The sequence below is a fragment of the Alkalihalobacillus sp. BA299 genome, from assembly GCF_017745675.1.
GTDB lineage: Bacteria > Bacillota > Bacilli > Bacillales > Bacillaceae_F > Alkalihalobacterium.
The window spans coordinates 1-25,348 of sequence record NZ_JAFLJM010000024.1; the positions used below are offsets into that span (position 1 = coordinate 1).

At 38.7% G+C, this 25,348-nt stretch carries 25 protein-coding genes, 1 rRNA gene and 2 other annotated features; all 26 genes read left to right on the top strand.

The window, feature by feature from the left end; all coding sequences use genetic code 11:
• The first annotated feature begins 9 nt into the window (after positions 1–9).
• Positions 10–125: ribosomal RNA gene (gene rrf / locus J0N78_RS22200) — 5S ribosomal RNA — on the top strand.
• Between the two features lie 498 nt (positions 126–623).
• The gene (locus J0N78_RS22205) at positions 624–1,091 is read left to right on the top strand and encodes a CtsR family transcriptional regulator (protein ID WP_209125291.1); all 468 of its coding nucleotides are present in this window, start codon (positions 624–626) and stop codon (positions 1,089–1,091) included.
• Between the two features lie 62 nt (positions 1,092–1,153).
• Entirely contained in the window at positions 1,154–1,690 is a 537-nt protein-coding gene (gene mcsA / locus J0N78_RS22210; RefSeq protein ID WP_209125292.1) for a protein-arginine kinase activator protein McsA, read from the top strand.
• A gap of 2 nt (positions 1,691–1,692) precedes the next feature.
• The gene (gene mcsB / locus J0N78_RS22215; RefSeq protein WP_209125293.1) at positions 1,693–2,766 is read left to right on the top strand and encodes a protein-arginine kinase McsB; all 1,074 of its coding nucleotides are present in this window, start codon (positions 1,693–1,695) and stop codon (positions 2,764–2,766) included.
• Positions 2,767–2,784: 18 nt separating this feature from the next.
• Positions 2,785–5,226 carry an ATP-dependent protease ATP-binding subunit ClpC gene (gene clpC, locus J0N78_RS22220; protein ID WP_209125294.1) on the top strand — a complete coding sequence of 814 codons (2,442 nt, stop codon included), beginning with the start codon at positions 2,785–2,787 and terminating at the stop codon, positions 5,224–5,226.
• A gap of 141 nt (positions 5,227–5,367) precedes the next feature.
• The gene (gene radA / locus J0N78_RS22225) at positions 5,368–6,744 is read left to right on the top strand and encodes a DNA repair protein RadA (protein WP_209125295.1); all 1,377 of its coding nucleotides are present in this window, start codon (positions 5,368–5,370) and stop codon (positions 6,742–6,744) included.
• Between the two features lie 5 nt (positions 6,745–6,749).
• Entirely contained in the window at positions 6,750–7,823 is a 1,074-nt protein-coding gene (gene disA / locus J0N78_RS22230; protein ID WP_209125296.1) for a DNA integrity scanning diadenylate cyclase DisA, read from the top strand.
• Between the two features lie 226 nt (positions 7,824–8,049).
• A complete protein-coding gene (locus J0N78_RS22235; RefSeq protein WP_209125297.1) occupies positions 8,050–9,144 on the top strand; it encodes a PIN/TRAM domain-containing protein in 1,095 nt (364 codons plus the stop codon).
• Positions 9,145–9,193: 49 nt separating this feature from the next.
• Positions 9,194–9,883, top strand: coding sequence for a 2-C-methyl-D-erythritol 4-phosphate cytidylyltransferase (gene ispD / locus J0N78_RS22240; RefSeq protein WP_209125298.1), 690 nt, complete (start codon positions 9,194–9,196; stop codon positions 9,881–9,883).
• Positions 9,883–10,359, top strand: coding sequence for a 2-C-methyl-D-erythritol 2,4-cyclodiphosphate synthase (ispF, locus tag J0N78_RS22245; RefSeq protein WP_209125299.1), 477 nt, complete (start codon positions 9,883–9,885; stop codon positions 10,357–10,359). Before ispD ends, ispF begins: the two co-directional genes overlap by 1 nt.
• Before the next feature lie 72 nt (positions 10,360–10,431).
• A complete protein-coding gene (gltX, locus tag J0N78_RS22250) occupies positions 10,432–11,889 on the top strand; it encodes a glutamate--tRNA ligase (protein WP_209125300.1) in 1,458 nt (485 codons plus the stop codon).
• Positions 11,890–11,896: 7 nt separating this feature from the next.
• Positions 11,897–12,119: a binding site (T-box leader), on the top strand.
• Positions 12,120–12,200: 81 nt separating this feature from the next.
• Complete coding sequence (gene cysE, locus J0N78_RS22255; protein WP_209125351.1) at positions 12,201–12,857, top strand: serine O-acetyltransferase; 657 nt, start codon at positions 12,201–12,203, stop codon at positions 12,855–12,857.
• Between the two features lie 41 nt (positions 12,858–12,898).
• A complete protein-coding gene (gene cysS, locus J0N78_RS22260; protein ID WP_209125301.1) occupies positions 12,899–14,299 on the top strand; it encodes a cysteine--tRNA ligase in 1,401 nt (466 codons plus the stop codon).
• A 22-nt stretch (positions 14,300–14,321) separates the two neighbouring features.
• Entirely contained in the window at positions 14,322–14,714 is a 393-nt protein-coding gene (locus J0N78_RS22265; RefSeq protein WP_209125352.1) for a Mini-ribonuclease 3, read from the top strand.
• Positions 14,715–14,721: 7 nt separating this feature from the next.
• On the top strand, positions 14,722–15,477 hold the full coding sequence (gene rlmB, locus J0N78_RS22270; protein WP_209125302.1) for a 23S rRNA (guanosine(2251)-2'-O)-methyltransferase RlmB: 756 nt from the start codon (positions 14,722–14,724) through the stop codon (positions 15,475–15,477).
• 1 nt (position 15,478) lies between these two features.
• Positions 15,479–15,991 carry an NYN domain-containing protein gene (locus tag J0N78_RS22275; protein WP_209125303.1) on the top strand — a complete coding sequence of 171 codons (513 nt, stop codon included), beginning with the start codon at positions 15,479–15,481 and terminating at the stop codon, positions 15,989–15,991.
• A gap of 81 nt (positions 15,992–16,072) precedes the next feature.
• Positions 16,073–16,717: an RNA polymerase sporulation sigma factor SigH gene (sigH, locus tag J0N78_RS22280; RefSeq protein ID WP_209125353.1), complete on the top strand. Its 645-nt coding sequence runs from the start codon at positions 16,073–16,075 to the stop codon at positions 16,715–16,717.
• A 281-nt stretch (positions 16,718–16,998) separates the two neighbouring features.
• Positions 16,999–17,148: a 50S ribosomal protein L33 gene (rpmG, locus tag J0N78_RS22285; RefSeq protein ID WP_209125304.1), complete on the top strand. Its 150-nt coding sequence runs from the start codon at positions 16,999–17,001 to the stop codon at positions 17,146–17,148.
• Positions 17,149–17,267: 119 nt separating this feature from the next.
• Positions 17,268–17,465, top strand: coding sequence for a preprotein translocase subunit SecE (gene secE / locus J0N78_RS22290; protein WP_209125305.1), 198 nt, complete (start codon positions 17,268–17,270; stop codon positions 17,463–17,465).
• 67 nt (positions 17,466–17,532) lie between these two features.
• Entirely contained in the window at positions 17,533–18,069 is a 537-nt protein-coding gene (gene nusG / locus J0N78_RS22295; protein ID WP_209125306.1) for a transcription termination/antitermination protein NusG, read from the top strand.
• A 218-nt stretch (positions 18,070–18,287) separates the two neighbouring features.
• Positions 18,288–18,713, top strand: a complete 426-nt coding sequence (rplK, locus tag J0N78_RS22300) for a 50S ribosomal protein L11 (protein WP_139313924.1) — start codon at positions 18,288–18,290, stop codon at positions 18,711–18,713.
• Between the two features lie 74 nt (positions 18,714–18,787).
• Positions 18,788–19,528 carry a 50S ribosomal protein L1 gene (gene rplA, locus J0N78_RS22305; RefSeq protein ID WP_307794992.1) on the top strand — a complete coding sequence of 247 codons (741 nt, stop codon included), beginning with the start codon at positions 18,788–18,790 and terminating at the stop codon, positions 19,526–19,528.
• Between the two features lie 59 nt (positions 19,529–19,587).
• Positions 19,588–19,720 (top strand) — a sequence feature (ribosomal protein L10 leader region).
• A gap of 34 nt (positions 19,721–19,754) precedes the next feature.
• The gene (gene rplJ, locus J0N78_RS22310) at positions 19,755–20,252 is read left to right on the top strand and encodes a 50S ribosomal protein L10 (RefSeq protein WP_209125308.1); all 498 of its coding nucleotides are present in this window, start codon (positions 19,755–19,757) and stop codon (positions 20,250–20,252) included.
• Between the two features lie 60 nt (positions 20,253–20,312).
• A complete protein-coding gene (rplL, locus tag J0N78_RS22315) occupies positions 20,313–20,678 on the top strand; it encodes a 50S ribosomal protein L7/L12 (protein WP_209125309.1) in 366 nt (121 codons plus the stop codon).
• A gap of 214 nt (positions 20,679–20,892) precedes the next feature.
• Positions 20,893–21,495, top strand: a complete 603-nt coding sequence (locus tag J0N78_RS22320; protein ID WP_209125310.1) for a class I SAM-dependent methyltransferase — start codon at positions 20,893–20,895, stop codon at positions 21,493–21,495.
• A gap of 247 nt (positions 21,496–21,742) precedes the next feature.
• Entirely contained in the window at positions 21,743–25,285 is a 3,543-nt protein-coding gene (gene rpoB / locus J0N78_RS22325) for a DNA-directed RNA polymerase subunit beta (protein ID WP_209125311.1), read from the top strand.
• Positions 25,286–25,348 lie beyond the last annotated feature (63 nt).

Sequence of the window (25,348 nt, forward strand, 5' to 3'; positions counted from 1 at the left end):
TCCGTAGAGTCTAGTGGCGATAGCGAAGAGGCCACACCCGTTCCCATGCCGAACACGGAAGTTAAGCTCTTCAGCGCCGATGGTAGTTGGGGGCTTCCCCCTGTGAGAGTAGGACGTCGCTAGGCACCAAGCACAACCCATGAGGGTTGTGCTTTTTTTTGGGTGCGGCCCAGCATGGGTGCAATCTATAGGGTGAAAGTCCCGAACTGTGAAGGCAGAAGTAGCAGTAGCTTAACGCAAGGGTGCCTGTGGTGACGTAGGATCTGAAGGAAGCGGGCGGCAAACTTCCGGTCTGAGGAACACGAACTTCATACAAGACGTATGGATAAACTTCTAAAAAGTAACTAATCACAGATAAACAAAGTTCAAGTATATATTGGATAGAAAGTATGGTTGAGACACCTGCTAAGGCCACACGCATGATTTTTAATAATGGTGCTATTTTTTATCTATAGATAAAAGAGGAATTTTCGGTGTTTATCTAGAAATATTCTTAACATACATAAATCGAATGAAACAAAAAAATTGGGCCATAATATTAGGTGTATGTGTTTGCAACTCTTAGATATTTTTTTTATAATAAAGATAGTCAAAGATAGTCAAAGTCAAGGAGGGGGGCGTGGATGAGGAACATCTCAGATATTATTGAGCAGTATTTAAAAAGCATTTTAACAAAAAGTGATGGAGAGCTAATAGAAATTAAACGAAGTGAGCTCGCTAAGCGATTTCAATGTGTACCGTCTCAAATCAACTATGTCATCAGTACACGTTTTACGGTTGAAAAAGGGTATATTGTTGAAAGTAAACGAGGTGGCGGCGGCTACATTCGAATAATAAAAGTAAAAGCACACAACCAAGCGGACCTCTTCGAACAAATGATTCAGCTTATCGGCGAGCAGATTAGCCAAACCAATGCTGAAGATATTATTTCAAGATTATACGAAGAAGGGGCGGTATCCAAGCGCGAAGCTAACTTAATGTTAAGTGTCATCGACCGCTCATTATTCCATTCAACTAATCCTTTACTGCGTGATTTTATTCGAGCAAATGTCCTTAAATCAATGCTCCAAACATTAAAATATCAAGAATAACTCAGTTATATTTTCTTTTTCAACAAGTCTGTACTCAATGTTTTAAAGGGAGAGGTGATCCTATGATTTGTCAGGAGTGTAATCAACGTCCTGCCACTTTACACTTCACCAAAATTATTAACGGTGAAAAAACAGAATTTCATATCTGTGAACATTGTGCAAAAGAAAAAGGAGAGTATTTTCCTGGGTCAAACAGCTTTTCCATTCACCAACTATTATCTGGTTTATTAAACTTTGAGCAACCGATTTCAAAAGGCCAACCAGCAGGATTTACCTCAAACAGGGCAGTTACTTGTGAGCAGTGTAAGATGTCATATGAACAATTTGTACGAACAGGTCGATTTGGCTGTGCCAAATGTTACGAAACCTTTAGTGATAAGCTGGATCCTATATTAAAAAAAGTTCATAGTGGTAATCATACACATTCAGGGAAAGTACCTAAACGAATTGGGGGTACGATTGAAGTTCGCAGGAAAATAAATTCCTTAAAAGAAGCGTTGCAACAACACATTGTTAGAGAAGAATTTGAGGAAGCTGCTCAGGTAAGAGACCAAATCCGTTCTTTAGAAAAATCGATATTCAACCAAGGGGAGGAGTAATAATGTCACTTGAACGATTTATTAGTGAAGCGATTAGTCCTTGGATGAAAAAAGATGGCCCAGATTCGGATATTGTGTTGAGTAGCCGAATAAGATTAGCTAGAAACCTAAGAGACTTTACGTTCCCCATTTTAGCAACTATGGAGGAAGCGAAGTTAATTGTTAACCACATTAGTTCAAATTTAATGAAAAGTCCATATTATTCGATAGGGCCACTTGAATTGCTTCATATGGATGATTTAAAAGGAAATGTTAAGAAAGTATTAGTTGAAAAGCATTTAATCAGTCCTCATTTATCAGAAGAATCAAAGCATGGTGCTGTTCTATTGAGTGAGCAAGAGTCGGTCAGTATTATGATCAACGAAGAAGATCACCTACGTATCCAATGTTTGTTTTCTGGTTTTCAGTTAAATGAGGGGCTCGTGTTAGCGAGTGGACTAGATGATTGGATTGAAGAAAAATTAACGTATGCTTTCGACGAAAAAAGAGGCTACTTAACAAGTTGTCCAACCAACGTAGGAACAGGTTTACGAGCATCCGTTATGATGCATCTTCCTGCATTAGTGATGATACAGCAATTGACGAAAATACTACCGGCGATTAATCAACTTGGACTTGTCGTCCGAGGAATTTATGGAGAAGGTAGTGAAGCGCTAGGAAATTTATTTCAAGTTTCTAACCAAATGACACTTGGAAAGTCTGAACAAGATATCGTAGAGGACTTACGTGGGGTGGTAATGCAATTAATTCAACAGGAACGTGCAGCGAGAGAGATGCTTATACAGTCCTCTAAAATTCAATTAGAAGATCGTGTGTTCCGTTCTTTCGGAATTTTATCTAACAGTAGAATTATTGAATCAAAGGAAGCGGCACAACGATTATCTGAAGTGCGCTTAGGGATTGATTTAGGTTTAATTCATGGTATTTCAGGTAATATCCTTAATGAACTTATGATTTTAACGCAACCAGGATTTTTACAGCAGTTCGCCGGGGAAACGCTCTCTCCAAATCAGAGAGATGAGCGAAGAGCAGCACTAATTAGAGAACGTCTTAAACTTGAAGACGAGCAGAAATAATCTTGGAGGTGGATGAATATGATGTTTGGAAGATTTACAGAAAGAGCACAAAAAGTATTGGCGTTAGCACAAGAAGAAGCAATCCGATTAGGTCATAATAATATTGGTACTGAGCATATTCTACTAGGTCTTATTCGTGAAGGTGAAGGAATTGCAGCTAAAGCTCTTCAAGCGTTAGGGTTAGGCTCAGATAAAATTCAAAATGAAGTAGAAACATTAATTGGTACAGGTCAAGAAGGGACTAAGACGATCCACTATACTCCAAGGGCGAAAAAAGTAATAGAGCTCTCTATGGATGAAGCTAGAAAGTTAGGGCACTCTTACGTAGGAACTGAGCATATTCTATTAGGTTTAATTCGTGAAGGTGAAGGAGTAGCAGCTCGAGTTTTAAACAACTTAGGGGTTAGCTTGAATAAAGCTCGTCAGCAAGTACTTCAATTGCTTGGAAGTAGTGAAGCATCGGGTGGTAATCAGCAATCTGGAGCCACGGCCCATGCGAATACACCAACCTTAGATAGTCTAGCACGCGATTTAACAGCAATTGCAAAAGAAGAAGGACTTGACCCAGTAATCGGTCGAAGTAAAGAAATTGAACGTGTAATTCAAGTCTTAAGTCGTCGTACGAAAAATAATCCTGTTCTTATTGGTGAGCCAGGTGTTGGTAAAACGGCGATTGCAGAAGGGCTAGCTCAAGCTATTATTAATAATGAAGTTCCAGAAACGCTACGTAATAAGCGCGTAATGACATTAGATATGGGAACTGTAGTAGCAGGGACTAAATATCGTGGTGAGTTTGAAGATCGCTTGAAAAAAGTAATGGATGAAATTCGTCAAGCAGGAAATGTAATCTTATTTATAGATGAGCTCCATACACTCATTGGTGCAGGTGGTGCTGAAGGTGCAATTGATGCTTCAAATATCTTAAAGCCATCGCTTGCTCGTGGTGAACTACAATGTATTGGTGCAACAACATTAGATGAGTATCGTAAATACATTGAAAAGGATGCTGCTTTAGAGCGTCGTTTCCAACCGATTCAAGTTAATGAGCCGACGAATGACGAATCGATTCAAATTTTAAAAGGATTACGAGATCGTTATGAAGCGCATCACCGTGTGACGATTACAGACGCTGCGATTGAAGAGGCAGTAAAGCTTTCAGACCGCTATATATCCGATCGTTTTTTACCAGATAAAGCGATTGACTTGATTGATGAAGCAGCTTCAAGAGTGCGCCTACGTTCTTATACAGCACCACCAAATTTAAAGGAGCTTGAAGGAAGACTCGAAGAAACTCGAAAAGAAAAAGATGCAGCGGTGCAAAGTCAAGAGTTTGAGAAAGCAGCTTCTTTACGTGACTCAGAGCAACGTTTACGAGAAGAACTTGATTCCATGAAAAATGAGTGGAAAAAGAAACAAGGACAAGAGAATACAGAAGTTACAGTTGAGGATATTGCGCAAGTCGTTACGAGCTGGACAGGAATTCCTGTATCAAGATTAGTAGAAGAGGAAACGGATCGCCTTCTTCGAATGGAAGAAATTCTTCACCAACGTGTCATTGGTCAAGAAGAAGCAGTAAAAGCAATTTCAAAAGCAGTTCGTCGTGCACGTGCAGGTTTAAAAGATCCGAAACGTCCAATTGGATCATTTATTTTCTTAGGACCAACAGGTGTCGGTAAAACAGAACTTGCTCGTGCTGTAGCAGAAACTTTATTCGGCGATGAAGATGCATTTATTCGCATTGACATGTCCGAATACATGGAAAAACACGCGACAAGCCGGTTAGTTGGTTCGCCTCCAGGTTATGTTGGGCATGATGAGGGTGGACAATTAACGGAAAAAGTTCGTCGCAACCCATACTCTGTTATCCTCCTTGATGAGATTGAAAAGGCACACCCTGAAGTCTTTAATATTCTACTGCAAGTTTTAGAAGATGGCCGCTTAACGGATTCTAAAGGACGTACGGTAGACTTCAGAAATACAGCTGTCATCATGACGTCAAACGTTGGTGCTAGCACCCTACGTAGAAATAAATCATTAGGGTTTACAGTTGACAGTGAAGACCAAAATTATAAAGATATGAAAGGTAAAGTGATGGCTGAGCTTAAAAATAGCTTCCGTCCAGAATTTTTAAACCGTATCGATGAAATCATTGTCTTCCACTCTCTTGAAAAGAAACACATCCGTGAAATTATTAGTTTAATGGCAGAACAGTTAGAAAAGCGTCTAGCAGAACAAGGAATTCAATTTGAATTGACAGAGGCTGCAAAAGACAAAATTTCCGATGAAGGGTTCGATCCTGAATACGGAGCACGTCCACTTCGCCGAGCGCTACAAAAACAAGTAGAAGATCGTCTATCCGAAGAGTTGTTAAAAGGAACGATCAAAAAAGGACAAAAAGCAATTATCGACGTGAAAGATAATGAACTGATTGTTGAAACGAGAGAAAACGCTCAAGTTTAAGCAGGAGATCAAGCGATAGTTCAGAAAGGTCCAGAACTGGGGGAGGTTTCTCCTTCAGTTCTTTTTTAATCAAATCATGTTTTTCTAAAAACCATTCATGATACAATTACAATAAGAGTAGGTTATAAAGAGGGGAACAGAATGGCGAAAAAGAAAACGAAGTTTGTTTGTCAAGAATGTGGGTATGAATCGACAAAGTGGATGGGTAAATGTCCAGGGTGCCAAAGTTGGAATTCAATGGTTGAAGAATTTATTGAAACAGCGGCCAAAGGGAGAAGCTTTGTGACAGGAGAACGGTCAGAAACGTCGATGAAACCACAGCCGATAACCAAAGTAGAAAATGAACTCGAAGAAAGAATTAGTACGGAAATGAAAGAGTTAAATCGTGTTTTAGGTGGAGGGATTGTACCAGGCTCACTCGTATTAGTGGGAGGGGATCCTGGGATTGGAAAGTCCACTATATTATTACAGCTTTCGTTCCAGTTGGCGAAAAACGCCTATAAAGTGTTATATATTTCAGGTGAAGAATCGATGAAACAAACGAAGCTCAGAGCTGATCGTTTAGGAGTGTTAGCTGACCAACTATACGTCCTTTCTGAAACGGACGTTGATTATATTGAAAAGGCGATTAACGATATTCAACCAACTCTTGTTGTGATTGATTCCATACAAACCGTCTTTCAACAGGATGTCACATCGGCACCAGGGAGTGTTTCACAAGTTAGGGAATGTACGGCGGCATTTATGCGAATTGCGAAAACAAAAGGAATTGCTATTTTTATCGTAGGGCACGTCACGAAACAAGGCTCGATTGCTGGACCTAAATTATTAGAACATATGGTGGATTCCGTTCTTTACTTTGAAGGGGAAAGACATCATACGTATCGCATATTAAGGGCGGTAAAAAATCGGTTTGGTTCAACGAATGAAATTGGTATATTTGAAATGAAGGAAGGCGGCTTAGAAGAAGTCATTAACCCGTCTGAAATTTTTTTAGAAGAACGAACAGAAGGTGCAGCTGGGTCCACTGTTGTTGCATCAATGGAAGGCACAAGGCCCGTGTTAGTTGAAATTCAAGCTCTCGTTTCTCCTACTAGCTTTGGTAATCCGAGAAGAATGGCTACAGGTATTGACCATAATCGTGTTTCATTACTAATGGCCGTACTCGAAAAGCGGGTAGGCTTACTTTTGCAAAATCAAGATGCGTATTTAAATGTTGCAGGTGGCGTTCGTTTGGATGAACCAGCGATCGATTTAGCGATTGCTCTTAGTATCGCGTCAAGCTTTAGAAACCAAACAACTGAACCGACTGATGTCATGATTGGTGAAGTTGGCTTAACCGGTGAAGTTAGACGAGTAGCTCGAATTGAGCAACGAATCAATGAAGCGGCAAAGCTTGGTTTTAAACGAGCCATTATCCCTCAAAAAAATATTGGGGGTTGGACTATCCCAAAAAACATTCAAGTGATTGGTGTGGAAACGCTTGAAGACGCTTTAGATGTTGCACTAGGAGGATAAAACTGATGGAAGAACGGAAAAAAGGTAATTTTATTACAGATGTATTAAAGCTAGTGGCTCCAGGAACACCATTAAGAGAAGGCATCGATAATGTACTCCGAGCCAATACTGGTGGGTTAATTGTTTTAGGTTACAATGCTGAAATGCAAAACATCGTTGATGGAGGTTTTTTTATCGATTGTGAATTTTCACCGGCGTATCTATATGAGCTTGCTAAAATGGACGGGGCTATTATCTTAAGTGAAGATGGAAAGCGAATTTTATATTCCAATACACAGTTAAATCCAAATAACTCTATTTCGTCCAATGAAACTGGGATCCGGCACCGGACAGCAGAGCGAGTAGCCAAACAAACTGGAAATTTAGTGGTATCTATCTCTCAACGCCGAAACGTTATTACTCTGTATCAAGGTGAACACCGCTACTCACTTAGAGATATTGGGGTTATTTTGACAAAAGCTAATCAAGCAATTCAAACGTTAGAGAAATATAAAACAGTACTAGACCAAGGGATTACGAATTTAGGTGCACTAGAGTTTGAAGAGCTTGTAACTTTTCAAGAAGTTTTCCAAGTTATACATCGCGTTCAGATGGTTTTGCGAATAAAGAGCGAGATTTTAAACTATGTGAATGAGCTTGGTAGTGAAGGACGATTAATTACGATGCAGTTAAATGAGCTTGTTGCAAATATTGAAAAAGAAGCGATTCTTTTAATCAAAGACTATGTTAAAGAGCGATCACAAGATGCATTTGAAACTTTAAGAGAATTACAGAAGCTTTCGAACGAAGAGTTGCTAGACGAACAGCTTGTTGTTAAATTACTAGGCTACTCGAAAAATTTTAATATTCAAGAACAAACGGTTTGTCCAAGAGGGTATAGAATCCTTTACAAAATCCCAAGACTGCCTTCATTAGTCATTGAAAATTTAATAGAAACCTACGGTAATTTAAGTCATATTATGGTGGCGTCTATTAAGGAGTTAGACGAGGTTGAAGGAATTGGGGAAGCCCGGGCGAAGATGATTAAACAGGGGTTAAACCGCATTCAGGAACAATTATTTATTGATCGACACATTTAATAAACATTCGACAATAAAAAAAGATTTGTGTAAAACATTGACGAATTTATTAATAAATTATATAATTAGTAGTTTTGGTTTGACATTAATCAGTGGCATCTGATACGGTTAATTGTAAATGGTTTATTGAAAACGTTGAGAAATTAATATGTGATTTTGTGGAAAATAAATAATCTCACGTTTCAAAAGAAAAAGTTTGTCTATAATAATAAAAGGAGGTGAAATCATGCTAAAACGAATAGTTCAACTATTTTTTGTTCTAATAGGTGGTACTTTAGGGTTTCTATTTATTCCTGATCTAATAGAAATTCTTAATTTAGGTGAACTACCGTCTTGGGTAATGAGTTCTTATGCTGGAGCTGTTTTTGGAGCAATTATTTTTTATCTTACTACTTTTTGGTTAGCTGATTATATTGTGGGGTTGATGAGGTTAATGGAGGAATCGATTGTCAAAGCCCCAATAACCGATGTGCTTTTTGGAACAATGGGACTAATTGTCGGTCTAATTGTTGCCTATTTAATTGGTATTCCGATTGACGCTATTAAAGTACCTGTAATCAGTTCAGTATTACCGATATTTATTACATTTTTTCTTGGTTATTTTGGATTTCAAATTGGGTTTAAGAAGCGTGATGAACTTATCAATCTTTTCTCTGCTGCTCAACGTAAGGATAAAAAGAAAGATGGAGATGCAGAAAAGGAACAAAGTGGTTCAAAATTAAAGTTACTAGATACAAGTGTTATTATTGATGGACGGATTGCCGACATTTGTAAAACAGGATTTCTAGAAGGAACACTAATTATTCCTGAATTTGTACTAGAAGAATTACAACATATTGCGGACTCATCAGATGTGCTAAAACGAAACCGAGGTCGACGTGGATTGGATATTCTTAACAAAATCCAAAAAGAATTGCCGATTAAAGTTGAAATCTACGAAGGTGACTTTGATGAGATTCATGAGGTTGATAGCAAGTTGGTAAAGTTAGCAAAATTGCTATCGGGGATCGTTGTAACGAATGATTTTAATCTAAATAAAGTTTGTGAGCTTCAAGGTGTTCCAGTATTAAATATTAATGATTTAGCCAACGCGGTTAAACCAGTTGTACTTCCTGGTGAAGAACTTAATGTGCAAGTGATTAAGGACGGGAAAGAACATAATCAAGGTGTCGCTTATTTAGATGATGGGACGATGATTGTTGTCGAAGGTGGCCGTGATTATATTGGTAAACAAATAGATGTGATCGTTACAAGTGTTCTTCAGACGAGTGCAGGGCGAATGATTTTTGCCAAACCGAAATTACTCGAAAAAGCATTATAATACGAATAACCATTTGTAGAAAAAGATCAGATATAGTGGTGAGGAGATCATGAACTATTCAGTAATTATACCTGCTGCAGGGCAAGGTAAACGCATGAAAGCAGGGAAGAACAAACAATTTTTGCAATTATCTAGTATTCCCTTAATTATTCATACATTGCTTATTTTTGAAAAAGATCATTGGTGTAAAGAAATCATCCTTGTCATTAATGAAGAAGAGAAAAATACAATGATGAATTTAGTTAGTAAATATCGCCTTCAAAAGATAAAACATTTTGTCATTGGTGGTTCAGAAAGACAATATAGTGTAGCTAATGGATTAGAAGTTGTAAAAGATGACACAATCGTTCTCGTTCATGATGGGGCTAGACCTTTTATTCAGGAAGCTAAAATTCACGAACTTGTACTTTCTGCAAATGAAACAGGTGCAGCTGTCTTAGCTGTACCTGTAAAAGATACGATTAAAAAAGTTACTGAAAGCAAAGTCGAGAAAACGATGGAGCGTTCAAGCTTGTGGGCAGTCCAAACCCCACAAGCTTTTCGTCTGTCGATTATAAAAAATGCTCATGATACGGCAAAACAACAGGGCTTTTTAGGAACAGATGATGCAAGCTTAGTTGAGAATATCAATGAAGATGTAGCCATTATTGAAGGTGATTATTTAAATATGAAGCTAACAACACCTGAAGATCTATTATTTGCAGAAGCGATTTTAGCTAGTCGAAAGGGGATGGCATGATGTTTAGAATTGGACAAGGCTTTGATGTACATCAGTTAGTAGAGGGGCGGCCACTTATCGTGGGTGGAATTGAAATTGAATATGAAAAAGGGTTACTCGGGCATTCTGATGCTGATGTTTTATTACATACAATTGCAGATGCAGCTCTTGGGGCAATTGGTGAAGGAGATATCGGGAAGCATTTTCCGGATACAGACCCTGCATTTAAAGATGCTAATTCGGCTAAGCTTCTTGAGCATGTGTGGAAGATCGTTAAGGAAAAAGGGTATTCGTTAGGTAATGTAGATTGTACGATCATCGCTCAGCAACCGAAGATGGCGCCATACATCTCGCAGATGAGAGAACGAATCGCGTATTTACTAGAGGGAAAAGTAGATCAAGTGAATGTGAAAGCGACAACGACTGAGAAGCTAGGATTTACTGGAAGAGGAGAAGGTATTGCAGCCCAAGCCGTTATTTTATTAAACCAGGCTTGACCGAACAGCCTCAGTTCGTAATAATATGATACAGAAAAGATTATGCGAAACGATAGAATGGAAGGTGTCATTATGTCAAATGAAGTAAGAGTACGATTTGCCCCGAGTCCAACAGGGCATTTACATATCGGTGGAGCGAGGTCAGCTCTTTTCAATTATTTATATGCTAGAAATCAAGGCGGCAAATTTATTTTACGGATTGAAGATACAGACCAAGCGCGTAACGTTGAAAATGCAAAAGAGAAATTGTTAGATAGTTTAAAATGGCTCCAAATCGATTGGGATGAAAGTATAGATATCGGTGGTGAATACGGACCGTACAGCTGTATGGAGCGATTAGATATTTATAAGCAATATATCCAACAGTTAATCGATGAAAAGAAGGCGTACTACTGTTATATGACCGAAGAGGAGCTTGAAGCTGAGCGTGAAGCACAAATAGCACGAGGGGAAAATCCAAAATATAGTGGCAGAGATCGAGATTTAACAGTAGAACAGCGAAAAGCATATGAAGAAAAAGGACTAAAACCGGTTGTGCGTTTTCGGGTCCCAGAAGCTAAGACGTACGTTATTGATGATGCGGTTCGTGGTGAAGTTCATTTTGAGTCCGATGGAATTGGTGACTTTGTCATTGCAAGAAAAGACGGAATTCCAATGTATAACTTTGCAGTAGTGGTAGATGATCACCTCATGAAGATTACTCACATCATTCGTGGGGAAGAGCATTTGTCAAACACACCGCGACAAGCGATGTTGTATGAAGCGTTTGGTTGGGAAGTGCCTAAATTTGCTCATGCATCGCTTATTTTAAATCCAGATCGTCAAAAGATGAGTAAGCGTGACGAGTCGATTATTCAGTTTGTAGAGCAATATCGAGATCTAGGGTACCTTCCTGAAGCGATTATTAACTTCTTAGTACTTTTAGGGTGGTCACCCGTTGGAGAAGAAGAAGTGTTTACAAAAGCGGAGTTGATCGAACAGTTTAGTCTAGAGAGAGTTGCCAAAGCGCCAGCTGTATTTGATACTGATAAATTAGCATGGATGAACAATCAATACATGAAAGAAGCCGATTTAGATCGTGTTGTTGAGTTAGCATTACCGCATTTAGTTCGTGCAGGAAGAATTCCAGAAAATATGACTGCTGAGCAAAAAGACTGGGCCAAGCGATTGATTGGCTTGTATCAAGAGCAAATGTCTTACGGAGCAGAAATCGTTGAACTTACAGAGTTGTTTTTCAAAACGGAAATCGATTATAATGAAGAAGCAAACGAAATTCTTGCAGAAGAACAAGTGCCTGAAGTATTACATCAGTTTATGAATGAGCTCGAACAAACAGATGTTTTTACTGCAGAATCTATCAAAAATGCAACAAAAGCTACACAAAAGGCAACGGGTCAAAAAGGTAAGAAATTATTTATGCCAATTCGTGTGGCGACAACTGGGCAAACGCATGGTCGTGATTTACCAGACACACTTGAACTTTTAGGAAAAGAGCTAGTAATTGAGCGTTTAAAACAAGCGTTACAATAAAATGATAGTCAAAACGAAGATAAGGTAGAGTAAGAACAGGGCTGTCTTTTCAGAGAGAACCACCATGGCTGAAAGTGGTTTAAGATCAGTGGTTCTGAAGTTGCGCCTTAGAGTCTCTTATTGAACGTTTTAGTAGGTAGGAGCGGTTACACCGTTATCGTAGAAGAGGAGAAGCAATCATCTATATATTGCTTAAACAGAGTGGAACCGCGCCCACAAGCGTCTCTGTGCGAATGCACAAGGACGCTTTTTTTATGCTTATTTATAAAAATAATTTAAACAAGGCAATGGGGGAGGTAAGTATGAGAAAGATTTTTCAAACATTAAAAAATGATATTGATGTCGTCTTTGATCAAGATCCAGCAGCGCGAAGTCGGTTAGAAGTTATTTTTACGTATTCAGGGGTTCATGCGATTTGGTCGCATCGACTTGCGCATTGGTTTTGGAAAAGAAAACTATACTTTATTGCACGTTTTATATCACAAGTAAGCCGCTTTATTACGGGAATTGAAATTCACCCTGGAGCTAAAATTGGTCAACGATTATTTATTGATCACGGTATGGGTGTAGTCATTGGAGAAACGTGTGAAATCGGGGATAATGTAACGATTTATCAAGGTGTGACGTTAGGTGGAACTGGGAAAGAAAAAGGGAAGCGTCACCCAACGATTGAAGATAACGTATTAATTGCATCAGGAGCTAAAATACTCGGCTCTTTTACAATTGGGGAAAACTCAAGAATTGGAGCAGGATCAGTTGTATTAAAAGAAGTGCCAAAAAATTCTACTGTTGTTGGCATTCCAGGGAAAGTCGTACTCCAAGATGGGGTAAAAGTACAAGGTAATTTAGATCATCATAATTTACCAGATCCCATTTCGGATAAATTTCGTGAATTAGAAGATCAAATAAATGCGCTCCGCACAGAGATCGAGTTTTACAAGAGTAAACAAACAGCGGGTAAAGAATAAACTACTTAAATAAATGCTTAAAAATTAGGAGTTGATGCCAAATGGCAATTACTTTATATAATACCCTAACCAGAAAAAAAGAGCCGTTTGTTCCAATTGAAGAAGGAAAAGTGAAAATGTATGTTTGTGGACCAACGGTTTATAATTACATTCACATCGGAAACGCGAGACCTGCGATTGTGTTTGATGTCGTTCGTCGATATTTTCAATACCGTGGCTATGAAGTGACTTTTATTTCAAATTTTACTGATGTTGACGACAAACTAATACGTGCAGCTAAAGAGTTAGGTGAAGATGTACCAACGATTGCTGAACGATTTATTAATGCCTACCACGAAGATACATGTGCATTAGGTGTAGAAAAAGCAGATCATCATCCGCGAGTAACAGAAACGATTCCGGAAATTATAGATTTTATAACAGCACTGATTGATAAAGGCTTTGCGTATGAAGTGAATGGGGATGTTTATTATCGGACTAGAAAATTTGCTGAGTATGGAAAGCTTTCCGATCAGTCGATTGAAGATCTTCAGTCAGGAGCTAGAATTGAAGTTGGTTTTGAGAAAGAAGATCCATTAGACTTCGCTCTTTGGAAGGCAGAAAAAGCGGATGAAATCTCCTGGGATAGTCCGTGGGGCAAAGGGAGGCCTGGTTGGCATATTGAATGCTCAGCAATGGTGAAAAAATATTTAGGAGAAACGATTGATATCCATGCTGGAGGACAGGATTTAACCTTCCCTCATCACGAGAATGAAATTGCTCAATCAGAAGCTTTAACAGGTAAAACGATGGCCAATTATTGGATTCACAATGGTTATATTAAAATAGACAACGAAAAAATGTCGAAATCACTCGGAAATTTTGTTTTGGTCCATGACATTATTCAACAACATTCGCCAGATGTCGTACGCTTCTTTATGTTACTTGCTCACTATCGAAGTCCGATTAATTTTAGTAGTGAATTACTACAAAGTGCCAAAAATGGTTTGGAGCGTCTCCAAACGACTGTTGAAAACCTACAACATCGCTTAACAGAAAGTGCTGACTTAGGTAAAGAAGTGGATGGATGGGTTGAAAAAGTTAGTAGCTATAAAGAGCGCTTTGTCAAAGAAATGGATGATGACTTTAATACAGCTAACGCGATTTCCGTCTTATTTGATTTAGCTAAAGAAGCTAATGTCTATTTACGTGAAGACCAGACTTCTAAAGCGGTGTTAGAAGCTTTTTATAAGCAATTGATTGAATTAGGTTCTGTACTAGGGATCAAACTAGAAGTGAAACAAGAGTTACTAGATGAAGAAATTGAACAATTAATTGAAGAGCGAACGAACGCTAGAAAGAACCGTGATTTTGCATTAGCCGACCAAATTAGAGATGATTTAAAAGCAAAAGGAATCATCCTCGAAGATACTCCACAAGGTGTTCGTTGGAAAAGGACGTAACTAAATGAAGATAAGTAATAGCATTGTGGATGCAAAACAATTAAATGCCTTAGCATTAGCGTACATGGGTGATGCTATTTTAGATACCTATGTACGCTATCACTTAATAGCGACTGGAAAAACAAGGCCAAATAAACTACACCATGAAGCAACTCGCTATGTTTCAGCAAAGGCTCAAGCTAGGGTAATCAGGGTATTACTAGAAGAAGGCTTTTTCACGGATGAGGAGCATAGTGTCATTATGAGGGGGCGTAATGCTAAATCAGGCACAATCCCTAAAAATACAGATCATAATACGTATCGGTATAGTACTGCATTTGAAGCATTGCTTGGCTATCATTATCTATTGGATAACAAAGGGCGTTTAGATGAAATTATACAAAGGATGTTTCTTTTAATAGAAAGAGAGGGCTAGTTCGGTCATGAGCAAAGAAGTAGAATTTATTATGGGAAAAAATCCAGTCATTGAAGCGTTAAAAGCGTCCCACCCTATTAATAAAATATGGATTGGCGAAGGTACTCAAAAAGGACAAGTAGCAAAAGTACTTCAACTCGCAAAAGAAAATGGTGTTATCGTTCAACATGTACCAAAACGAAAGCTCGAACAGCTCGTAGACTCAAGCCATCATCAAGGAGTAGTCGCTTCTATTGCTGCATATCAATATGCAGAGATGGAAGATTTGTTCGCCGTGGCAAACGAACGTAATGAGGAGCCATTCTTTTTAGTGCTTGATGAAGTGGAAGACCCACATAATTTAGGATCTATTTTGCGGACAGCGGACGCAGTTGGGGCTCACGGTGTTATCATTCCTAAGCGAAGAGCAGTCGGACTAACGCAAGCGGTTGCTAAAGCTTCAACAGGTGCGATTCAACATGTTCCTGTTGTAAGGGTTACAAATTTGGCACGAACGATGGATGAGTTAAAGAAGGAAGGCCTGTGGTTTGCGGGTACTGATGCAAAAGGAACAGAAGACTATAGGCAAGCAAACTTTAATATGTCAATTGGTTTAGTGATCGGTAGTGAAGGGAAAGGGATCAGTCGTCTTATAAAAGAAAAGTGTGATTTCCTCGTCAGAATACCGATGGTTGGCCAAGTTACATCGTTAAATGCATCAGTAGCTGCAAGTCTTTTAATGTATGAAGTTTATCGTCAGCGTAGCCCTATAGGTAGGGGCTAAAATGAAAGATATTTTATTAGTGGATGGCTATAATATCATTGGAGCATGGCCTGAGCTAAGAGAATTAAAGGACCAAGACTTAAATCTGGCCAGAGATCGTTTAATTGAGAAGATGGCTGAATACCAAGCGTACACTGGAATAAAAGTCATGCTAGTATTTGATGCTCATATGGTTCCTGGTGTTGGTAAAAAGTATAGAAACTATCGTATCCAAGTAATTTATACACGTGAAAATGAGACGGCAGATGAACGAATTGAAAAACTCGTAAAAGAACTAAAAAATGTAGTAACCCGTATTTATGTGGCAACATCAGACTTTACAGAACAGTCGGTTATTTTTGGTAGTGGTGCTTTAAGAAAATCTGCCCGTGAACTTCTTATTGAATTAGAAACGGCAGAAAAAGGCATAAAAAAGGCTGTCGAAAATCATCGAAAACCAACCTCTTCGACAAAAATTTCACTTTCTAAAGAAATGGCAGAAATTTTTGAAAGATGGCGTCGAGGTAGCTCTTGAGTGGTTGACGCTTCCAAAAAAGGTACTATATAATAATTTTATATCTATACATCAGTCATGGTCGGAGGGATTTATGTGAGTATGCAGATCAAGGAGACGATACACCCCAATATAGGACAAACTGAAGATGAATTATTAGTGGAAAAGGTAAGAGAGGGAGATAGTGCTGCTTTAGAGTATTTAATCAATAAATATAAGAACTTTGTTCGAGCTAAAGCGCGATCCTATTTTTTAATTGGTGCTGATCACGAAGATATCGTGCAAGAAGGTATGATTGGATTATATAAAGCCATCCGTGACTATAAAGAGGACAAACTCTCTTCTTTTAAAGCGTTTGCTGAACTTTGCATTACAAGACAAATCATTACAGCTATTAAAACAGCTACCCGTCAAAAACACATTCCACTTAACTCGTATGTGTCCCTAGATAAACCGTTGTATGATGAAGAATCCGATAGAACTCTCCTTGATGTCATTTGCGGAACTCGAGTGACTGATCCAGAAGAATTGCTCATTAATCAAGAAGAATTCGATGACATCGAATTAAAAATGGGCGAGATTTTAAGTGAACTAGAGCGAAAAGTCCTGATGTTGTATTTAGATGGACGTTCGTATCAAGAAATCTCCGCTGATCTAAATCGGCATGTTAAATCGATAGATAACGCGTTACAACGGGTTAAACGAAAGTTAGAACGATACGTAGAATTAAAAGGTATTAGTTTATAAAGGTTAGTTAGAAGCTTAGATTTTGGACAAGCACTCCATTTTGAAAGCGCAAATATTGGTTATAAACCTTTTGCATAAGGTTGTCTCAGAACGAGTTGTACACCCTTCCATTAAGAATTTGTGAAGTGGTAATCTGGATGAGTCACCCTTATGTTTATTTTTTTAGCTTGTTGTACATAATGGAAATGGACCCCCAATTGCTTTATTGACACTAACTATCCATTATGATAGAGTTTAAAAGAATGTAAGCATTTCTTAATTGTTTTTTTCGGAGGTGCTCGATGCGGAGAAAAGCTGTACTAGCCTGTTCAGAGTGTAAGTCAAGAAACTATAGAACCGAAAAGAATATGGAAAATCAAGCGGTCCGCATTGAAATGAAGAAGTTTTGCAAAACATGTAAAACACACACACTTCACCAAGAAACAAAATAAAAAGATAGCGGTCTTTTTTATTGTCTAGCTTAAGAGGCTAAGCGGGGAGTCTTCGCTGTTCTTTTTTATGGATTAATAAATGGTTGCTTACTCAATGATGGGTGCTGGAGGTGTCATGATTGGCTGACCGTGAGAGAAAAAGCATTTTGAAATTTTTTCGTGAAGTAATGTCTGAATTGAAACGGGTGACTTGGCCGACACGCAAAGAGTTGACACGCTATACGTTAGTCGTTCTTGGAACAGTCGCTTTTGTTTCGGTCTTTTTTGCAATAGTTGACCTAGGGATTTCAAGTTTGCTCCGTTTAATACTAGGATAAGAGTGATAGGAGTTAGTCTTGGAGTTTATCCATAGAGGAGGGAAGGACGAGTATAGTCCTAAGATGTATGGAGAAAAACTGGTATGTAGTTCATACGTATTCTGGATATGAAAACAAAGTGAAAACCAATCTGGAAATGCGAGTAGAAACAATGGATATGACAGATAAAATTTTCCGTGTTTTGGTTCCAGTAGAGGAAGAAACTGAGATCAAAAATGGAAAAAGTAAATCTGTAACTAAAAAAGTATTTCCAGGGTATGTACTTGTTGAAATGGTGATGACCGATGATTCATGGTATGTGGTTCGAAACACACCTGGAGTAACCGGTTTCGTTGGTTCCGCAGGAGCTGGATCAAAACCAACTGCTTTGTTACCAGAGGAAGTAGAAGGAATATTAAAGCAAATGGGTGTAGAAGAGCCTAGAGCTGATATTGACTTTGAAATTAAAGAGTCAGTGAGAGTTGTAGAAGGGCCATTTGCTAATTTTATTGGGACGATTGAAGAAATTCAAACGGACAAGCGCAAAATCAAAGTCCATGTTAATATGTTCGGTCGTGAAACCCCGGTTGAGTTAGAATTTACTCAAGTTGAAAAAGTAATGTAACGACAAGCCCCTCATTCTAAGGGGCTTGAATGTTTTTGCGCGTTTAATTGCAAGTCATTTCAATTGGATATAAATAGTTTTTAAAAGAACTTGATATCTTACTTTGAAAGTGATAATATTGTTATGTTTGATGGGGGTATTCGTAAATGGGTGTTCCTAATCAATGAGTGGGAGGGTAAAACCCGGTTACCACATCACGGACTAAGGAGGTGTGTCGCGTGGCTAAAAAGGTTATTAAAATGGTTAAGTTACAAATCCCAGCAGGGAAAGCAAACCCAGCACCACCAGTTGGACCTGCATTAGGACAAGCTGGAGTAAACATTATGGGCTTCTGTAAAGAATTCAATGCTCGTACTTCTGATCAAGCTGGTTTAATCATTCCGGTTGAAATTACGGTATTTGAAGACCGTTCTTTTACATTTATCACTAAAACTCCGCCTGCTGCCGTTCTTCTTAAGAAAGCAGCTGGAATTGAGTCTGGTTCTGGTGAGCCAAACCGTACAAAAGTCGCAACTGTTAAGCGTGACAAAGTACGTGAAATCGCTGAGCAAAAAATGCCTGATCTAAACGCAGCTGATGTAGAAGCAGCAATGCGTATGGTTGAAGGAACAGCTAGAAGCATGGGAATCGTTATTGAAGACTAATGTTTTTTGTTGCAGGAGGTTGCGATTAGGAGAAATCCTTACCTAACAATATGTTAGGTTCGCAACCTTTATTAGTGGGAGGTACTACCGATAAAACCACAAACGAGGAGGAAAAGAAAGTGGCTAAACGAGGAAAAAAATATCAAGAAGCTACGAAGTTAATAGACCGTGATCAAGTATATTCTGCTGAAGAAGCAATTGAACTTGTAAAAAAGGCATCTACTGCTAAGTTTGATGAGACAGTTGAAATTGCTGTTCGTCTTGGCGTAGACCCTAAGAAAGCAGATCAACAAATTCGTGGAGCAGTTGTACTACCAAATGGTACAGGTAAAACTCAACGTGTATTAGTATTTGCTAAAGGTGAAAAAGCGAAAGAAGCAGAAGCTGCTGGCGCTGATTATGTTGGAGATGAGGACTACATTAACAAAATCAACCAAGGTTGGTTTGAGTTTGATGTAATCGTTGCGACTCCTGACATGATGGGTCAAGTTGGTAAGCTTGGTCGCGTATTAGGACCAAAAGGTTTAATGCCAAACCCGAAAACAGGAACAGTAACTTTCGAAGTAGAAAAAGCTGTTAATGAAATTAAGGCTGGTAAAGTAGAGTATCGTGTAGATAAAGCTGGAAATATCCATTGCCCAATTGGTAAAGTTTCTTTTGAAACAAACAAGCTAGTTGAGAACTTATCTACAATTGTTGATACTTTAGTTAAAGTTAAACCTGCTGCAGCAAAAGGTACTTACATGAAGAATATTGCTGTTGCATCTACAATGGGTCCTGGTGTGAAAGTTAACGTAGGTTCTCTTGTAAAATAATTTGTTGACAACAATCGATCAATAGAGTATACTTCTTTAAGTGTTCTATTAATTGAAAATGTTAATAGCATTCCATACCGTAGACAGTAGGTGCGTCAATCGCTTAATTTCCTACCGAGGTTGTCATTAATGTAGTTTTTATGACTAACATGACCTCCGTATGTCTATATGCGGAGGTTTTTATATTGGCTTCTGAACGGTATGAAAAACCATAGGAGGTGTAAGAATGAGCGTACTTGCAAAAAAACAAGAAGTTGTAACTGAAATTGCGAATAAACTTCGTGATAGCAAATCTACAGTTATCGTTGATTATCGTGGATTAAACGTAGCTGAAGTTACAGAACTTCGTAAACAACTTCGTGAAGCAGGCGTTGAATTTAAAGTATATAAGAATACTATGGCACGTCGTGCGACAGCAGAAGTAGAAATGAGTGAGTTAGACGCACAACTAGTTGGACCAACTGCTATTGCTTTTGGAACTGAGGATGTTGTAGCGCCTGCGAAAATCATTAACAATTTTGCTAAAGAGCATGATGCTCTTGAAATTAAAGCTGGTGTAATCGAAGGTCGTATTGCGACTGTTGAAGAAGTTAAAGCTTTAGCGGAACTTCCATCACGCGAAGGTTTACTTTCTATGTTGCTTAGTGTACTTCAAGCTCCAGTACGTAACTTTGCATTGGCTACAAAAGCTGTTGCTGATCAAAAAGAAGAACAAGGTGCATAATTGTTTCGGATGTTTGAGTTTCGGATAAAAATATTAAAGATCTGATTAGGAGGATTTATCATGAGTAAAGAGCAAATCTTAGAAGTAATCAAAGAAATGACTGTTTTAGAATTAAACGACTTAGTAAAAGCAATCGAGGAAGAATTTGGTGTAACTGCAGCTGCTCCTGTAGCTGTAGCTGGTGCAGCTGCTGGTGGTGACGCTGCTGCTGAACAAACTGAATTTGACGTTATTCTTACAAGTGCTGGTGGATCTAAAATCAATGTTATCAAAGTTGTACGTGAAATCACTGGCCTTGGCTTAAAAGAAGCTAAAGGTATGGTTGACGGTGCTCCAGCTCCAATTAAGGAAGGCGTTTCTAAAGAAGAAGCTGAAGAAATCAAAACTAAACTTGAAGATGCTGGTGCTTCTGTAGAAGTTAAGTAATTCATTTAAAATGAGAAGACTGGGTGAGGCGAAGCCACACCTGGTCTTTTTGTTTACCGTTAAGATGGAGGGGGTAAGTAGTTTAAAGGTTAGGCCAATGTAGTGTCTAGTGTGAAACCGAAGTGTTGATGTTGTTAAAACAACGATCAGCATAAAAAACTAAAATTGTTGTTAAAATAAAAAGATGTAAATTATAAATTGTGGGGTTATTAAAATGACCAATCATTATTATTCAGAAAAACCGACGGTAGAAAGTAACCGAAATACATTTAGTTTTGATTTAAGAGGAAACACGTTAACATTTACTTCAGATGCAGGGGTTTTCTCGAAGCGTGAAGTTGACTTCGGCAGTCGCTTATTAATAGAGGTGTTTGAATGGCCTCGAGTGAAAGGTGATCTACTAGATATGGGTTGTGGATATGGTCCGATTGGGTTAGCTTTAGCTAAAGAAAATACTGAAGTGACCGTACATATGGCTGATATAAATGAAAGAGCGGTAGAGTTAGCCAATGAAAATGCAATCCAAAATAAAATTGAAAATGTCAAAATTGTTCAAAGTAACTTGTTTGATGCTATTGAGAAGAATGATTTTGCAGCCGTTTTAACAAACCCTCCGATTCGTGCAGGAAAGTCGACTGTGCATGAAATTTTTGAAGTTGCCTATTCTAAATTAGTTGCTGGTGGGCAGCTTTGGGTCGTTATCCAAAAGAAACAAGGAGCTCCATCAGCGATTGAAAAGTTGAAAACCTTGTACGCAAACGTTGATATAGTCGTAAAGAAAAAAGGATATTTTATTTTAAGAGCAGAAAAAAATTGACTATGATAGGCTATTGTGTTATTGTTATTTAATGCGTATAACTGCCTATTTTCAGACACATTATACAGAGAAAATCAATAGAGGATTGCTGTATAAAATGGAGAAGTTTGGTTATACTTATATAATCGTCGTAATGGTAAGAAGTAGTTTTGATAACAATATTATCCAACTGCTTTTCTAGTTCAATTGGGTTTTAATCCATTGTACGAAAAACATTATAATAAGCGAGATTTGAGGGGTGAATCAGTTGACAGGTCAACTAGTTCAGTATGGACGCCACCGCCAACGAAGAAGCTATGCGAGAATTAAAGAAGTATTGGAATTACCAAACTTGATTGAAATTCAAACAGCTTCTTATCAATGGTTTCTTGATGAGGGTTTGCGAGAAATGTTTCAAGACATCTCACCGATTCAGGATTTTACGGGAAATCTAGTTTTAGAGTTTATCGACTACAGTCTTGGAGAACCGAAATATCCAGTAGATGAATCAAAAGAACGAGATGTTACATATGCTGCTCCTTTGCGTGTGAAAGTTCGTCTAATTAATAAGGAAACTGGTGAAGTTAAAGAGCAAGAAGTGTTTATGGGTGATTTTCCATTAATGACAGAAACAGGTACGTTCATTATTAATGGGGCAGAGCGTGTTATTGTTTCCCAGCTTGTTCGATCGCCAAGTGTTTATTATAGCGAAAAAATAGATAAGAACGGGAAAAAAGGGTTTACTGCAACTGTTATTCCTAACCGTGGAGCATGGTTAGAGCTTGAAACAGATGCCAAAGATATTGTGTATGTGAGAATAGATCGTACTAGGAAGATCCCTGTTACGGTTCTTTTGCGTGCGCTAGGTTTTGGATCTGATCAAGAGATCATTGACCTTTTAGGGGAAGATGAGTATTTACGTAATACATTAGAAAAAGACAATACGGACGGTACTGAGAAAGCTTTACTAGAAATTTATGAGCGTTTACGTCCGGGTGAACCGCCGACAGTCGATAATGCAAAAAGTTTATTAGAGTCAAGATTTTTTGATCCTAAACGCTACGATTTAGCAAGTGTAGGTCGTTACAAAATCAATAAAAAGCTTCATATAAAAAATCGTTTATTCAATCAACGTTTAGCAGAAACGTTAATTGACCCAGAAACGGGAGAAGTGATTGCGGACGAAGGGACATTATTAGACCGTCGTACACTAGATCGTATTATTCCGTATTTGGAAAATAATGTTGGGTTTAAGCAAGTTGGAGTATCTGGAGGTGTTGTAGAAGATGGTGATGTTCAACTTCAAGCCATTCAAATCTATTCACCAGATGACCAAGAAAATGAACAGACGATTAAAGTAATTGGAAATGGTATGGTTGAGCAAAGTGTGAAACATATTACACCTGCTGACATTATCGCATCTATTAATTACTTCTTTAACCTACTGCATAGTGTTGGAGATACAGATGATATCGATCATTTAGGTAACCGTCGTTTAAGATCTGTAGGTGAGTTATTACAAAATCAATTCCGTATCGGTCTTTCAAGAATGGAAAGAGTGGTGCGTGAGCGTATGTCAATTCAGGACCCGAACATGATTACGCCACAAGCGCTAATTAACATTCGTCCTGTTATTGCCTCAATTAAAGAGTTCTTTGGTAGTTCACAGTTATCTCAGTTCATGGATCAAACGAATCCGTTAGCTGAGCTTACACATAAGCGTCGTTTATCAGCACTAGGACCTGGTGGTTTAACGCGTGAACGTGCAGGATTTGAAGTTCGTGACGTTCACTATTCCCACTATGGTCGTATGTGCCCAATTGAAACGCCAGAGGGACCAAACATCGGACTGATTAACTCGTTATCTAGTTACGCGAAAGTAAATGAGTTTGGGTTTATGGAAACACCTTATCGTCGAGTCGATCCTGAAACAGGAAAAGTAACGGCTCAAATCGATTACTTAACAGCCGATGAAGAAGATAACTATATTGTAGCCCAAGCAAACATGAAGCTTGGTGAAGACGGATCGTTTATTGACGAAAATATTATTTCTCGTTTTAAAGGGGAAAACATCGTCGTTTCACGTGATCGCGTTGACTATATGGATGTATCACCAAAACAGGTTGTTTCGGCCGCAACTTCTTGTATCCCGTTCTTAGAAAACGATGACTCGAACCGCGCGCTTATGGGAGCGAATATGCAACGACAAGCTGTACCATTACTTCGTCCGGAATCACCGATTGTTGGTACTGGAATGGAGCATGTATCTGCAAAAGACTCTGGTGCAGCGATTGTAGCTAAACATCGTGGAATTGTAGAGCGTGTAACTGCACGTGAAGTGTGGGTTCGTCGTTTAGAAGATATCGATGGTAAAGAAATCAAAGGTGACTTAGATAAGTATCGTCTTCAAAAGTTTGTAAGATCCAACCAAGGAACTTGCTACAATCAGGTTCCGATTGTCGCAGAAGGTAATATCGTTGAAAAACGTGAGATTGTTGCGGACGGTCCTTCAATGGAATTAGGTGAGATGGCCTTAGGACGTAATGTAATGGTCGCATTCATGACATGGGAAGGTTACAACTATGAAGATGCGATTATTTTAAGCGAGCGTTTAGTTAAAGATGATGTGTATACATCTGTTCATATTGAAGAATATGAGTCTGAGGCTCGTGATACAAAGCTTGGACCTGAAGAAATTACACGCGATATACCTAACGTTGGTGAAGATGCGTTAAAAAATCTTGACGAACGCGGAATTATTCGTGTCGGTGCTGAAGTAAAAGATGGCGATATTCTCGTCGGTAAAGTCACTCCTAAAGGGGTAACTGAGCTAACAGCAGAAGAAAGACTTTTACATGCAATCTTCGGTGAAAAAGCTCGAGAAGTACGCGATACATCGCTTCGAGCACCACATGGAGGAGACGGAATTGTACTTGATGTTAAGATCTTCAATCGTGAAGATGGTGACGAATTACCTCCGGGTGTAAATCAGCTTGTAAGAGTATATATTGTTCAAAAACGTAAAATCCATGAAGGGGACAAAATGGCTGGTCGACATGGTAATAAAGGGGTAATTTCAAGAATTTTACCTGAAGAAGATATGCCTTATTTACCAGATGGCACACCAGTCGATATTATGTTAAATCCTTTAGGGGTACCTTCGCGTATGAACATCGGACAAGTGCTGGAGCTCCATTTAGGAATGGCAGCTAGGTACTTAGGAATCCATGTCGCTTCGCCGGTATTTGATGGGGCACGAGAGGAAGACGTTTGGGAAACACTAGAAGAAGCAGGAATGGCTCGGGATGGAAAAACGGTTCTATTTGATGGACGCACAGGAGAACCGCTTGATAATCGTGTATCTGTAGGGATCATGTATATGATTAAACTGGCTCATATGGTTGACGATAAACTGCATGCACGATCTACTGGACCATACTCTCTTGTTACTCAGCAACCACTAGGTGGTAAGGCTCAATTTGGTGGACAGCGTTTCGGTGAGATGGAGGTATGGGCGCTTGAAGCATACGGTGCAGCTTATACGTTACAAGAAATTTTAACCGTTAAGTCGGATGACGTAGTTGGACGTGTGAAGACATATGAAGCGATTGTTAAAGGTGAAAATGTTCCAGAACCGGGAGTGCCAGAGTCATTTAAAGTATTAATTAAAGAGCTTCAAAGTTTAGGAATGGACGTTAAAATGTTATCTAGCAACGAAGAAGAAATTGAAATGCGAGAGCTAGATGATGAAGACGAACAAGCGAACGAGAAGTTAAATTTAAATATTGAAACAACAGAATCTAATGGCTAAATAGATTAGAGGCGTTATGAGGATGACTTGAGGAGAAAGAACATGCGCTTTTTCTCAAAGTGC